Origin of the sequence: Nocardiopsis sp. Huas11 (genome assembly GCF_003634495.1) — a bacterium.
Classification (GTDB): Bacteria; Actinomycetota; Actinomycetes; order Streptosporangiales; family Streptosporangiaceae; genus Nocardiopsis.
Genome location: NZ_RBKY01000001.1, coordinates 6408954 through 6421565 on the forward strand (window position 1 = coordinate 6408954; position 12612 = coordinate 6421565).

A 12612-nucleotide genomic window follows, 5' to 3' on the forward strand; every position below is an offset into this window, starting at 1 on the left:
TCCTAAAATGTCACACGACGGTGGCGGACGGCGGAACGGACGGCATGGCCTCTCCCGAGCACGGCGACGAACGGCGGCCCGTCCCCGGCCGCCCCCTTCCCGATGGCGACGCTTTCTACACCCCCGGGGCGGGCCCGTTCCGCGCGGCGGTGGAACGGCGCAGCGCCGTCCCCCTCGTGTGGCTGCACCGGCAGCCGCGCTGGATGCTGCCGCTGGCGCTGGGCGCCCTGTTCATCGCGGGTCTTATGGCGCCGGGCCTGCTGGGCGCGCTCTGCCTGCTCGTGGTGACGGTGTTCTTCTCGTGGCTGGCGTTCCTGACCTGGCCCACGCTGGCCCCGCAGCAGCGGGTGCCGCGCGTGATCATGGTGGTCGTCGTGCTCGTGCTGACGGTGGCGCGCTTCCTGGGCTTCTGAGCAGCCGCGCGGCGAGCGGCGGCCCGTTCGTCGCGTTTTGACAACCATTTTCGTTTTCGGCATACTGAACAAGTGTCTGACCAGTTCACGGGGACCGCGGTCGGCGATCCCGACGTACCACCCGCCTTCCGGATCACCGACGCCGTCATGGGCTATGACGGCACGCCGGTGCTCGACGGCGTGGACCTCGACGTTCCCGTGGGGCAGACGATGGCCGTCATGGGCCCCAACGGGTCGGGCAAGTCCACGCTCATGCGCGCGATGCTCGGCCTCACACCGCTTTCGGCCGGACGGATCCTGATCCACGGGACGCCGCTGCGGCGCTTTCGCGACTGGCGCCGGATCGGCTATGTGCCCCAGCGGCTCACCGCCGGGGGCGCGGTGCCGGCCACGGTCCGCGAGATCGTCGCCTCGGGCCAGGTCGCCTCGCGCCGCCTGCTGTCCCTGCCCACCCGGTCCGACCGCGCCGCCATCGACGAGGCGCTGGAGACCGTCGGCCTCACCGACCGCGCGCGCGACTCCGTTCGCGAGCTCTCCGGCGGCCAGCAGCAGCGCGTGCTCATCGCCCGCGCCCTGGCCGGCCGGCCCGACACCTTCGTCATGGACGAGCCCATGGCCGGCGTCGACGCCGAGAACCAGCGCGAACTGGCACGCACCATCGACCACCTGCGCGGCACCGGGGCCACCGTCGTGCTGGTCCTGCACGAGCTGGGTCCGCTGGAGGACGTGATCGAGCGCGCCGTCGTCCTGGACGGCGGCCGGATCGCGCACGACGGCCGCCGGGCGCCCGAGGCCACCGGCCCGTGCGCGCGTCCGGGCCACGAGCACCAGCACCCCCACCCCGATCCCAACGACCCCGACCCGCGGGCGGCCGGCGCGGACCCGGCGCCCGCCGACCTGATCCGACTCGAGGTGCCCGGCAGTGACTGAACTTCTCCAGTACGAGTTCATGCGCCGCGCGCTGCTGGCCGCCGTACTGGTCGGGTTCCTCACCCCGATCGTCGGCACCTTCCTCGTCCAGCGCCGCCTGGCGCTGCTGGGCGACGGCATCGGCCACGTCGCGCTCACCGGTGTGGCGCTGGGCCTGATGACCGGCGCCTCCCCCGTCCTGACCGCCGCCGTGGTGGCCACGCTGGGCGCCATCCTCATGGAGGTGGTGCGGGTGCGCACGCGGGCCAGCGGCGAGGTCGCCCTGGCGCTGCTGTTCTACGGCGGTATCGCCGGCGGCGTGCTGCTCATCGGCCTGACCCCCGGCGCCAGCAACGCGACGCTGACCGCCTACCTCTTCGGGTCGGTGAGCACCGTGGAGGAGCAGGACATCTGGGTGGTGGCCGTGCTGGCCGCCGCCGTCGTCGTGGTGGTGGGGCTGTTCGGGCGGCAGCTCTTCGTGCTGTGCCAGGACGAGGACGTCGCCCGCGCCCACGGACTCCCGGTGCGCTTCCTGAGCATCCTGCTGGCGGTGACCGCCGCGCTGACCGTCGTGATCGCGATGCGCGTGGTGGGCCTGCTGATGGTCAGCGCGCTGATGATCGTTCCCGTGGCCGCCGCGCAGCAGTTGACCAGGAGTTTCAGAGTGACGATGGGGCTGGCCGTGGCCATCGGTCTGGGGTCCTCGGTCAGCGGCCTGTCCGCGGCCTTCTACTCCGAACTGGCGCCGGGAGCCACCATCGTCCTGATCGCGCTGGCGGTGTTCTGCGTCGCCGTCACCGTCGGCGGGCTCATCCGCCGGCGTGGCCGACGCGGGCCCGGAGGCCCCCGGCGGCCGGAAGGACCCTTCAAGGCAGATACGATGCCCCAGACCGCGCGGGGAGGATGACACCATGAGTACACGACGCGAGGCCGTTCGCCAGACACTGTCCGAGTCCTCCGGTTTCCGCAGCGCGCAGGACCTCTACGCGGACCTGCGGGCCGATGGCTCCAAGATCGGCCTGACCACGGTCTACCGCGCCCTGCAGGCGCTGAGCGACTCCGGCGAGATCGACGTTCTGCGCAATGACGACGGGGAGGCCGTCTACCGCGCCTGCGGCACGGAGACCCACCACCACCACCTGGTGTGCCGTGTGTGCGGCACCGCGGTGGAGATCGAGGGCCCCACGGTGGAGTCCTGGGCGGCCGAGACCGGCACCAAGCACGGGTTCACCGACGTGACGCACACGGTCGAGGTGTTCGGCACCTGCCCGCGCTGCTCGTCCTGAGCGCGCGGGCCCGTCCGCCCTCGACCGCTGTCCCCGGGAGCCCGCGGCGCGGTCTCCGCTGACCTTTCGCCCGCCACGAGCCGCTCACCGGGGCGGACGGCTCACTCGCAGGGCGAGCACGGCTCCAGGTCGGGGCGCTTGGCGCTCAGGCCGTCCCCGGAGGAACGTCCGGTGAGGCGTCGGCCGATCCACGGCACCAGGTACTCGCGGGCCCAGTGCAGGTCCTCCTGGCGGGCCGACCGCCAGTCCCGCGGCGCGGCCGGCGGCCAGGGCGCGTCCCAGTCCTCGTCCACGGGCACACCCAGGACCTCGCACACGCGCAGCGCGATGCGGCGGTGGCCCTCGGCGGAGAAGTGCAGGCGGTCCCAGCTCCACGCGCGCGGGTCGGAGAGCACGCGCATGCTCCACATGTCCACCACGTCGCACCCGTACCGGTCCGCGATCGCGCGCAGGTGCATGTTGTACGTGGACACCTTGCCGCGCAGGTGGCGCATGACCGACAGGGAACCGGTGTCGAAACCGGTGAAGAGCACCACGCGGGCGCCGGTCCGGCTGAGCTCGGCGACCCCGGCCTCGAAGAGCCGCGCGGTGGCGTCCGGGTCACCTCCGGGACGGATGATGTCGTTGCCGCCCGCGCACAGGGTGATGAGGTCGGGAGCGAGCTCGACCGCCCGGGGCACCTGCTCGGTCATGATCTGCCCGGCGAGCCTGCCGCGCACGGCCAGGTTGGCGTACCGGACCTCGCCGGCGTGGCCCGCCAGATGCTCGGCGACCCGATCCGCCCAACCCCGATAGCGACCGTTGGGCACGGTGTCGCTGTCGGGGTAGGGGTCGCTCATGCCCTCGGTGAAGCTGTCCCCGAGGGCCACGTAGGACACGATGTCCTTCTGCGTCAGATCACTGTTCCCAAAGCCGCTCATAACCCCCGATGATGCAACTCCGCGGCCGGGTTACGCGACAGTAGGTTGACGGTTTCCGCCCTTTTGGGCGAGACATCACAGTCCGCCCGGGGCACCGTTCGCGGCGTCGCCCGGGCCGGGGGCGGCGGGTCGAAGTCCGGACCCGCCGATCAGCTCCGGTCCTTGGTGAGCGGGGTGAGCTCCGGGCGCTTGGCGGTCACCGAGTCGCCGGAGGAGCGCCCGGTCAGCCGGCGTCCGATCCACGGCCCCAGGGACTCACGGACCCACGTCAGGTCCTCCTTGCGGGCCTGCCGCCAGCTCACCGGCTCCACCTCGGGCCAGGGGGCGTCCCAGCGCTCCACCGTGGGCACGCCCAGCACCTCGGCCACGCGCAGGGCGAGACGGCGGTGGCCCTCCGGCGACATGTGCAGCCGGTCGTCGTCCCAGGCGCGCCCGTCGGTGAGGACGCCCATCGACCACTGGTCGACGAGGAAGCAGTCGTACTTGTCGGCGACGGCGCGCACGTTCATGTAGTAGCGCGCGAACAGGCCGATGGTGCCGCGCATGTAGCCGGTGGAGACGTTGACACCCGTGAAGAGCACGACCTGGCTGCCGTTGGCGCGCAGGCGGGCCACCGTGGCGTCCAGGACCTTGGCCATCCGCTCGGGGTCGCCGCCCGGACGCAGCAGGTCGTTGCCGCCGGCGCACAGCGTGACCAGGTCGGGGGCCATCTCCAGGGCGACCGGGACCTGGTCGGTGACGATCTGGCGCATGAGCTTGCCGCGCACCGCCAGGTTGGCGTAGCGGATCTCGCCGAGGTGGTCGGCGAGGTGCTCGGCGAGACGGTCGGCCCAGCCGCGGAAGACCACGTTCCCCGCGGCGTCCACGCCGGCTCCCCGGTCGGCCGCGGGCACGGTCTCGGGGTAGGGGTCGCCCACGCCCTCGGTGAAGCTGTCGCCCAGCGCCGCCAACGACATCCCCGGGCGCAGCGGCCCGTCGTTCTCGGTTCCCACCGTCACTTCTCCTCCTCCGGAACGGACTCGCCCGCCGGGTCGCCCACCGGATTGGGCACGGCGCCGCCGTAGCGGCGGTCCCGGCTCGCGTAGATCTCACAGGCGCGCCACAGGTGGCGCCGGTCGAAGTCGGGCCAGAGGGCGTCGAGGAACACGAACTCGGCGTAGGCGGACTGCCAGAGCAGGAAGTTGGACGTGCGCTGCTCACCGGAGGAACGCACGAACAGGTCCACGTCCGGCATGTCCGGCACGTACAGCTGGCGGGCGATCGCGTCCTCGGTGACCTTCTCCGGGGAGATCCGCCCCGCCGCGACCTGGCGCGCCAGTTCGCGGGCGGCGTCGGCGATCTCCGCGCGCCCGCCGTAGTTGACGCAGAACTGCAGGGTCATCCGGGTGTTGTCCTTGGACAGCTCCTCGGCCTCCTGGAGCTCCTTGATGACGCTCTTCCACAGCATCCCGGCGCGCCCGGCCCACTTGATCCGCACCCCGCGGGCGTGCAGCTCGTCGCGCCGGTCACGGATGGTGTCGCGGTTGAAGCCCATCAGGAAGCGCACCTCGTCGGGCGAGCGCTTCCAGTTCTCCGTGGAGAAGGCGTACGCCGACAGGTTGGGGATGCCCATCTCCAGAGCGCCCTCGATCACGTCGAAGAGGGAGGACTCCCCCGCCTTGTGGCCCTCGGTGCGCGGCAGACCGCGCTCCTTGGCCCAGCGACCGTTGCCGTCCATGACCACGGCCACGTGCCGGGGCACGAGGTCGGCGGGCAGCTGCGGCGGTCGCGCCCCGCTGGGGTGCGGGACGGGCGCGGCGTACTGCCGCCGCTTGTCGGCGTCGAAGTTGAACAGGCTCAAGAACGCTCCACGTGGCGCAGTGATCGGATTCCGTTCTCCAGGTGCCACTGTAGATAGGCCGCGACCAACCCACTGCACTCGGAGCGGTGCCGGTCCTGACTGGCGTCCGCGCTCTCCCAGTCCCCGCCGAGCAGCGCCGACATCAGTCTCGGCGTCTCGGGGGACGGGTGCACGGAGCCGTGCGGACGGCACACCGAGCAGACCATACCGCCGGCGTGCACCGCGAACGCGCGGTGCTCCCCCCGGCTGCCGCAGCGCGCGCACTCACCCAGGGCGGGGGTGTACCCCGCCACGGCCAGGGAGCGGAGCAGGTAGGCGTCGAGCACGAGGCGGGAGTCGTGGGACCCCTCCCCCAGGGTGCGCAGGGCGCCGATGAGGAGGAGGAACTGGCGCAGGGCCGGGTCCTTCTCCACGGCGACGATCTTCTCCGCGGTCTCCAGCATGGCGGTGGCGGCCGTGTAGCGGGAGTAGTCGGACACCACCGACTCGCCGTAGGGGCGCAGCGTCTCGGCCTGGGTGATGATGTCCAGGGTCCTGCCGGTGTGGAGCTGCACGTCGACGTGGGTGCACGGCTCCAGGCGGGCGCCGAAGCGCGACTTGGTCCGGCGCACGCCCTTGCCGACGGCCCGGACCAGTCCGGTGCGTCGGGTCAGCAGGGTGACGATGCGGTCGGCCTCGCCCAGTTTCTGGGTGCGTAGGACGACGCCCTCGTCGCGGTAGAGACTCACTCCCCCATTGTCGCGGATGCCACCGACCACCCGTGCGTCGTCCCCAGTCCCAGAGGGCACTCGGGACCACTGCTGTGACCTGCTTTGTTACGATTTGGATTCCCTTTTCACCATCATTGCTCTACTCTCACGCGCTAGGGCGCTCCAACCGTCCCCAAGCAGGGGACGAAACCCCACATTGGGAGCACCCGAAATCCATCCATCCTCACGGAGGTAGAGCGACATGGCGCGTGGCCGCAGAGGCAAGCGCAGGAAGAGCGCTCACGAACGCCCTTCGGAACAGGGCGGTCGCAACCGTCTCCTACCCCTGGCCGCGGGCATCGTCGCGGTCCCGGTGGGAGCGGTCCTGGCGGGGGCACTCCTCGTGACCGACCCGGCCGATCGGCTGAACCCGTTCACGAACACCTCGGACGGAACCGCGGCACCCGGTGTCGCCGGCGAGGCCGAGGGCACGGCCGGCGACGCGGCGCGAGCGCCGGACGCCGACGACGGGTCGGACTTCTTCGCCGACCCCACCGGCACGCCCCGGGAGTCCGGTCCCGGGACGGACGACACCGTGGCGGCCGAGGTCACGGCCTCCGCCTCGGTCGGGCCCGAGGAACAGGAGAGCACCGAGGACGGCGACGGCGAGCGCGGTGAGAGCGGCGGAGGCGCGAGCACGGAGAGCGGCGGTGGCGGCAGCGGTAGCGGCACCGGGAGCAGTGACAGCGGGAGCGGCGGCGGCGATTCCGTCGCCGCGGCGAGCTCACAGGTCACCCGGGTCGTGGAACTGGTGAACTCCGAGCGCTCCGGCGCGGGCTGCGGCTCGCTGCGGGTGGACGCCCGGCTCACCGCCGCCGCCCAGGAGCACAGCGAGGACATGGACGCCCGCGGCTACATGGCCCATGAGAGCCCCGAGGGCGAGGGCCCGGGCGACCGGGCGGCCCGGCACGGGTACGACGCCTGGGGCGCCGAGAACGTCGCCAAGGGGCAGCGCAACGCCCAGCAGGTGATGGACTCCTGGATGAACAGCCCGGGCCACCGCGCCAACATCCTCAACTGCGACCTGGTCGCGATCGGCGTCGGGGAGTCGGGCCACGCCTGGACCCAGATGTTCGGCTGGGAGTAGCGACAACGATTCACCGGACCGCGAAGGGCGGGCCGCACCGTACCGGTGCGGCCCGCCCTCGCACGTGTGTCCCCCGCACCACGCCGAAGGCCCCTCGGGGCGATGGCGGGTCACGGGTGGCGGGTGGGCGGAGGGCGCGACGGCTAGTGCACCGGTGAGAACGGGGAGTCGAACCCCGAGAAGGAAGCCGTCGCATGGCCGCCCGTGCTACCACGGCGAGGATAGCGCGAGGACTGACCGTCCGGCCCACTCGCGTGGCTACCGGAACCCATGGTGAGAAGGAAGCCCTCGTATGGCCTCGCACGCGTTCGGCGAGGAGGGCGCGGCGGCTGGAATCTTCCAGAGAGAAACGGCCGAGGGCCGGAGAAGGAAGCCACCGCATGGCCTCACCACCGCCGATCCTAGTGGGGGCCGACGGCCTCCGCACCCGGTTTTTCCCGGGTGCGGAGCCGGACCGGTCAGTCCGGGAGGAGCGAGCCCAGCTCCCGCGCGGTGAACACCTCGGTGCCCTCCGGCAGCCCGTCCGGGCGCTCCAGCCCGACGTAGGCCCACCGCTCCCCCTCGGGCACCGACTCCTCCCCCGGCTCGGCGGCGTCGAAGGGCGCCACCCTGGCGCCGGCCTCGGCGGTCATCGCGAGCAGGTCGCCCACGGTGAAGGCCTCGCGCTCCACCACGGACCGGGCCAGCAGGCCCGCGGACACACTCGTGTCCTCCACCCGGTTGAACGCCACCCGTCCCGCCAGGAACAGGTGCAGCCACCGCGCGGTCCAGCCGCCGTCCTCGTCCCGGGAGAACACCAGCGGGAGCGCGATCCGCGCGGGTCCGCGCAGGTCGGACTTGGCCCGGACGGTTCGGGGCTCGAACGGCATGCCCTCCTGCTCACCGTCACGGGTCATGAAGCCGAAGAAGCTCTCGGCCGCCTCCACGAAGCCCTCGCCGTCGTACACCAGCACCTGCGGCACCACGTGCCGCACGCCCGGGTCCAGCCGGGCCAGGTCGAGGTCGATCATCTCCGTCGCACCCTCCGGTGCTTCGACGATGTCCCCGGAGTGCACCATCCCGGTGCCCCTGAGATTCGTCCACGACACCTGGCCGGCCCAGGCGAAGTCGGCGTCGAGCAGCTCCACGGACAGGTCGAGGTCCGTGCGCCGGGCCGCCTGGCGCCAGTACACGAAGAACCGCAGCCGCTCGCCGTCCACCGGCATGACCGACCCGCGCGGCAGCACGCCCACGCCTCCGGCCGTGCCCTTGCCCGAGCGCGGGACCGCGACGGTGCGCACCGCCTCGTCGACCAGCACCCGGTCGAACCGGGGCAGCCGCCGGGCGATGGCCGCGTCCAGGGCGGCGACGACCGGATCGAGGTGCCCGGCGGGCAGCGCGTCCCGCCGGTCCCGCTCGGCCCAGGCGCGGGCCCGCTGGTTGACGAACATCCGGGCCACGCCCGGCCGGCCGCGCGAGGCCAGGTGCTCGCGCGCGGACACCAGCACGCGCGGAGCGACCTGGTCGGCGCACCCGGCCACGGTCGCCGCGACCAGCGCGACCTCCTCGGCACCGGCCTGGCGCAGGACGCGGTCGAGGTTGCGGACGAGCACGCCCGGGGCGGTCGCGAGCAGGTCGAGCACCCGGCCGGTGTCGCCCTCGGCGAAGGCCGCCTCGACCCGCGCGTTGAGCCCGTGGAACCGGGTCTCGCCGCGCGCGACCGCGAAGACCTCGCGTGCGCGCTCCAGGCCCGGGTACTCGTGCGGGTGCAGGCGCTCGCCCAGCCGCTTGAACCGCTCCCGGTAGCGGGCCACGTCGCCGAGCTTGGCCCGGCTGCCGCCGACCACGCCCTCCAGCGCGGTCATGAGCGCGCGGCGCTCGCTCCGTCGCAGGGACCGGAACCGGGTGGGCTGATCGAGGGTGACGTCGCCGCCGGAGAGGGCGCAGGCCAGGCGCAGGACGTCGGTGACCGTGTCCACCATCGGGGCACGGCCCTCGGCCATCCGGGCGCGGTTGACCACCGCCCGGTTCTCCCGGACCGGGATCCGCTCGGGCTGCTCCCCGTCCACGCACTCGGCGGCCAGGATCTCCAGCAGCACGAGGTCGTCCTCCGCCAGCGGGAGCGGTCCGCCGGCCAGGTCGAGGTAGAGCGCCCGCGTCTCCTCGGCCAGGGGGCGGCCCAGGTGCAGGACGCTGACACGGTCCTTGGCGCCCGCCACGAACGGCTCGCGCAGGCTCAGCAACGCGTCGAAGTCGTGCTGGTAGCGACCGTACTCCGGCAGGGCCAGGAGGTCGACGCCGCCGCCCGCGAGGACGGACTCGCCGAGGACGCTCGCCGTCTTGGTGTCGGGGTCGGCCAGGGCGGCGGCCAGGCACTCCAGCCAGAACCGCGCCGTGTCCGGCACGTTCTCCGGGAAGTCGACGAAGTAGACGTTGTGCTCGACGTGGTCGCCGACCGCCTCGCGCACCGCCGACAGCACGGGTCCGGCCGCGGCCACGACGTCCTCGGGCCGGAGCGCGGCCAGGTGCCGCAGCAGGTCCGTGGAGCAGGCGTAGCCGACGGTGAGCAGGGCGGCGTCGAACCTGCGCGCGGCCGCGGCGCCGTCTCCGGGCTTGCCGGACGGCTCGGGCACGCGCAGGGTCCGCTTGACGATCTCGGAGTGCAGCATGCGCAGCATCGTCGCACCTCGCGAGACCCTGCCGCCACGCCTTTTCGGCCCATCCGGGGGACCGACGGCGCCCAACCCGCCCATGGCAGACTCCGCCCATGCGCCCACTCCACGAACTCACGGACGTCGACGACCCCGCCTGGCCGCACCTGGCCCGGGCGGTCGAGGCCGGACCGGCCGCCGTCCGCCTCCTACCGCCCGAGGCCGAACGGTCCCGCGCCTGCCTGTACCGGCTCCAGGTCACCGTCCGCTCCCTCCTCGGCGCGATGGCCCTGGAGACCGGCGGGCTGTTGATCGACGACGGATGGCTGCGTGTGTACGGCGGCGGCACCGCCGGCTTCCCCGGCCTGGCGGACGTCAACGGCCTGGTGGCGGGCCCTGACCAGGGCCCGCCGCCGCGGCTGGTCGTCGCGCACGACGTCCTGGGCGGGACCTTCGCGCTGGGCGGGCCGGGCGACGGGGGCGACGCGTGGCCCGGCGGGCCGGGCGAGATGGCCTACTTCGCCCCCGACTCCCTGGAGTGGGAGGCGCTCGGGACCGGCTACTCCGGCTGGCTGCTGTGGCTCCTGGAGCAGGACCCGCTGGCGGAGTTCTACCGGGACCTGCGCTGGCCGGGCTGGCGGGAGGAGACCGCGGGCCTGGGGCCGGCGCAGGGCATCGCGGTGTACCCCTTCCTCTGGTCGGCCGAGGCACAGGCCGACCTGGCGGCCACGACCCGCTCGCCGGTGCCGCTCCGGGAGCTGACGGATCTGGGCCGGGAGTCGTGCGCCCCGCTGGGGCTGCCCGACCCGGGGCCGCTCGGGGCGCCGTGAGGCATGACGGCCGTGGGGCCCGCGACCGGTTCCGGGTCGCGGGCCCCACGGGTGGGTCGGTGATCGCTCAGGCGCGGCCGATGGCGCTGCACAGCGCCTTCAGCGAGGCCGTCGTGATGCTGCTGTGGATGCCCACGCCCCACACGACGCGGCCGTCGATCTCGGCCTCGACGTAGGCGGCGGCGCGGGCCTCGCCGTCACCGCCCATGGAGTGCTCCACGTAGTCCATGACGCGGACCTTGACGTCGACGTCGGTCAGGGCGTCGCAGAAGGCGGAGATCGGGCCGTTGCCGGTACCGGTCAGCTCGCGGATCTCGCCGTTGACGCGGGCGTCGGCCTCGATCCGGTACGTGCCGTCCTCGGCGGTGGTGGAGCGGTGGGCCAGCACCGCGACCGGGCCCTGCTCGGCCAGGTAGGTCTGCGTGAAGATCTCCCAGATGCGGCCGGCCGGGAACTCGCCGCCCTCGGCGTCGGTGAAGCCCTGGATGACCTGGGAGAACTCGATCTGCAGGCGACGCGGCAGGTCCAGCGAGTGGTCGCGCTGCATGATGTAGGAGACGCCGCCCTTGCCGGACTGGCTGTTGACGCGGATGACCGCCTCGTAGTTGCGCCCGACGTCCTTGGGGTCGATCGGCAGGTAGGGCACGTCCCAGGTGTACTCGTCGACCGGGGTCCCGGCGGCCTCGGCCGTCTCCTCCAGCGCGGTGAAGCCCTTCTTGATGGCGTCCTGGTGGGAGCCGGAGAAGGCCGTGTAGACCAGGTCGCCGCCGTAGGGGTGGCGCGGGGCGACGGGCAGCTGGGTGCAGTGCTCGACCGTGCGGCGGATCTCGTCGATGTCGGAGAAGTCGATCTGGGGGTCCACGCCCTGGCTGAACAGGTTCATGCCCAGGGTGACCAGGCAGACGTTGCCGGTGCGCTCACCGTGCCCGAACAGGCAGCCCTCGACGCGGTCGGCGCCGGCCATGACCGCCAGCTCGGCGGAGGCCACGCCCGTGCCCCGGTCGTTGTGCGGGTGGACCGACAGGACCACGTGCTCGCGACGGCTCAGGTTGCGGCTCATCCACTCGATCTGGTCGGCGTAGACGTTGGGGGTGGCGCGCTCGACCGTGGCGGGCAGGTTCAGGATGATCTCGCGGCCCGGACCGGGCTGCCAGACGTCCATGACCGCCTCGCAGACCTCCAGGGCGAAGTCCAGTTCGGTGTCGACGAAGATCTCGGGCGAGTACTCGTAGCCGAAGTACTCGGTCTCGCCCAGGTACTGCTCGGCGAACCGGATGACGTGGCGGGTGCCCTCGACCGCGATGTTCTTGCAGGCCTCCCGGTCGACCCGGAAGACGACGCGGCGGAAGGTCGGGGCGGTCGCGTTGTACAGGTGCACGGTGGAGCGCTTGGCGCCGACCAGGCTCTGCACGGTGCGCTCGATCAGGTCCTCGCGGGCCTGGGTCAGCACCGAGATCTGCACGTCGTCGGGGATCAGGTCGTCCTCGATCAGGGACCGTACGAAGTCGTAGTCGGTCTGGCTGGCCGAGGGGAAGCCGACCTCGATCTCCTTGTAGCCCATGCGCACCAGCAGCTGGAACATCTCGTGCTTGCGCGCGGAGTCCATCGGCTCGATCAGCGCCTGGTTGCCGTCGCGCAGGTCCGTGGACAGCCAGCGGGGCGCTTCGGTGATGGTCTTCGTGGGCCAGGTGCGGTCCGGCAGGTCCACCGGAGCGAAGGGCTCATAACGGTGGAAGGGCATAGGACTCGTCTTTTGCTGCGGCACCATGTCGGTGGCTCCTCGGTGAAAGTTCGCGTGGTCAAAGGTCGACCAGGACAAGCCGAAGCCCCGCGGCGAGGGAGCCGACCTTTTAACGACCCCCGCCGCGGCCGCTAAGAAGGAGCAGCTCGCGCAGCATAACGGGGTTCACGCTAGCAGACGGATCCGAGATCCTGGTACAGGACGTCC

12 protein-coding genes are annotated in these 12612 nt (G+C 72.5%); 6 read left to right on the plus strand and 6 right to left on the minus strand.

The features are described 5' to 3' along the window. Nucleotides 1–44 precede the first annotated feature (44 nt). The 4 genes from DFP74_RS28935 to DFP74_RS28950 all read left to right on the plus strand — a co-directional run bounded on the left by DFP74_RS28935 (nucleotide 45) and on the right by DFP74_RS28950 (nucleotide 2608). Nucleotides 45–413: a DUF6703 family protein gene (locus DFP74_RS28935; protein WP_121188596.1), complete on the plus strand. Its 369-nt coding sequence runs from the start codon at nucleotides 45–47 to the stop codon at nucleotides 411–413. Between the two features lie 72 nt (nucleotides 414–485). Further along, complete coding sequence (locus DFP74_RS28940) at nucleotides 486–1343, plus strand: metal ABC transporter ATP-binding protein (RefSeq protein ID WP_233571202.1); 858 nt, start codon at nucleotides 486–488, stop codon at nucleotides 1341–1343. Further along, nucleotides 1336–2229 carry a metal ABC transporter permease gene (locus DFP74_RS28945; protein ID WP_121186584.1) on the plus strand — a complete coding sequence of 298 codons (894 nt, stop codon included), beginning with the start codon at nucleotides 1336–1338 and terminating at the stop codon, nucleotides 2227–2229. Before DFP74_RS28940 ends, DFP74_RS28945 begins: the two co-directional genes overlap by 8 nt. 4 nt (nucleotides 2230–2233) lie before the next feature. Then, nucleotides 2234–2608, plus strand: a complete 375-nt coding sequence (locus tag DFP74_RS28950) for a Fur family transcriptional regulator (RefSeq protein ID WP_121186586.1) — start codon at nucleotides 2234–2236, stop codon at nucleotides 2606–2608. Between the two features lie 101 nt (nucleotides 2609–2709). Here the strand turns inward: DFP74_RS28950 and DFP74_RS28955 are convergent, their stop codons facing one another. From DFP74_RS28955 to recO, 4 genes are all read right to left on the minus strand, one after another. Next, nucleotides 2710–3528 carry an SGNH/GDSL hydrolase family protein gene (locus DFP74_RS28955; RefSeq protein ID WP_121186588.1) on the minus strand — a complete coding sequence of 273 codons (819 nt, stop codon included), beginning with the start codon at nucleotides 3526–3528 and terminating at the stop codon, nucleotides 2710–2712. 149 nt (nucleotides 3529–3677) lie between these two features. Beyond that, nucleotides 3678–4484, minus strand: coding sequence for an SGNH/GDSL hydrolase family protein (locus DFP74_RS28960; protein ID WP_121188598.1), 807 nt, complete (start codon nucleotides 4482–4484; stop codon nucleotides 3678–3680). Between the two features lie 38 nt (nucleotides 4485–4522). Beyond that, nucleotides 4523–5368: an isoprenyl transferase gene (locus tag DFP74_RS28965; RefSeq protein ID WP_121186590.1), complete on the minus strand. Its 846-nt coding sequence runs from the start codon at nucleotides 5366–5368 to the stop codon at nucleotides 4523–4525. Further along, nucleotides 5365–6096 carry a DNA repair protein RecO gene (gene recO, locus DFP74_RS28970; protein WP_053615021.1) on the minus strand — a complete coding sequence of 244 codons (732 nt, stop codon included), beginning with the start codon at nucleotides 6094–6096 and terminating at the stop codon, nucleotides 5365–5367. Before recO ends, DFP74_RS28965 begins: the two co-directional genes overlap by 4 nt. A gap of 223 nt (nucleotides 6097–6319) precedes the next feature. Between recO and DFP74_RS28975 the strand changes: the two genes are divergently transcribed. Further along, nucleotides 6320–7204 (plus strand): CAP domain-containing protein, encoded by an 885-nt coding sequence (locus DFP74_RS28975; protein ID WP_121186592.1) that lies wholly within the window; start codon nucleotides 6320–6322, stop codon nucleotides 7202–7204. Nucleotides 7205–7662: 458 nt separating this feature from the next. Here DFP74_RS28975 and DFP74_RS28980 read toward each other — a convergent pair whose 3' ends face one another. Beyond that, nucleotides 7663–9861 carry a TerD family protein gene (locus DFP74_RS28980; protein WP_121186594.1) on the minus strand — a complete coding sequence of 733 codons (2199 nt, stop codon included), beginning with the start codon at nucleotides 9859–9861 and terminating at the stop codon, nucleotides 7663–7665. A gap of 89 nt (nucleotides 9862–9950) precedes the next feature. Between DFP74_RS28980 and DFP74_RS28985 the strand changes: the two genes are divergently transcribed. Next, on the plus strand, nucleotides 9951–10664 hold the full coding sequence (locus DFP74_RS28985; protein ID WP_121186596.1) for a DUF2625 family protein: 714 nt from the start codon (nucleotides 9951–9953) through the stop codon (nucleotides 10662–10664). Between the two features lie 67 nt (nucleotides 10665–10731). On the opposite strand, the gene leuA is transcribed toward DFP74_RS28985, so the two are convergent. Beyond that, nucleotides 10732–12432 carry a 2-isopropylmalate synthase gene (gene leuA, locus DFP74_RS28990; protein WP_121186598.1) on the minus strand — a complete coding sequence of 567 codons (1701 nt, stop codon included), beginning with the start codon at nucleotides 12430–12432 and terminating at the stop codon, nucleotides 10732–10734. Nucleotides 12433–12612 lie beyond the last annotated feature (180 nt).

Coding starts and splice junctions, on each gene's coding strand:
- DFP74_RS28950 (WP_121186586.1), top strand. CDS start 2,234: ATGAGTACACGACGCGAGGCCGTTCGCCAGACACTGTCCGAGTCCTCC.
- leuA (WP_121186598.1), bottom strand. CDS start 12,432: ATGGTGCCGCAGCAAAAGACGAGTCCTATGCCCTTCCACCGTTATGAG.
- DFP74_RS28975 (WP_121186592.1), top strand. CDS start 6,320: ATGGCGCGTGGCCGCAGAGGCAAGCGCAGGAAGAGCGCTCACGAACGC.
- DFP74_RS28960 (WP_121188598.1), bottom strand. CDS start 4,484: ATGTCGTTGGCGGCGCTGGGCGACAGCTTCACCGAGGGCGTGGGCGAC.
- DFP74_RS28955 (WP_121186588.1), bottom strand. CDS start 3,528: ATGAGCGGCTTTGGGAACAGTGATCTGACGCAGAAGGACATCGTGTCC.
- DFP74_RS28935 (WP_121188596.1), top strand. CDS start 45: ATGGCCTCTCCCGAGCACGGCGACGAACGGCGGCCCGTCCCCGGCCGC.
- DFP74_RS28985 (WP_121186596.1), top strand. CDS start 9,951: ATGCGCCCACTCCACGAACTCACGGACGTCGACGACCCCGCCTGGCCG.
- DFP74_RS28980 (WP_121186594.1), bottom strand. CDS start 9,861: ATGCTGCGCATGCTGCACTCCGAGATCGTCAAGCGGACCCTGCGCGTG.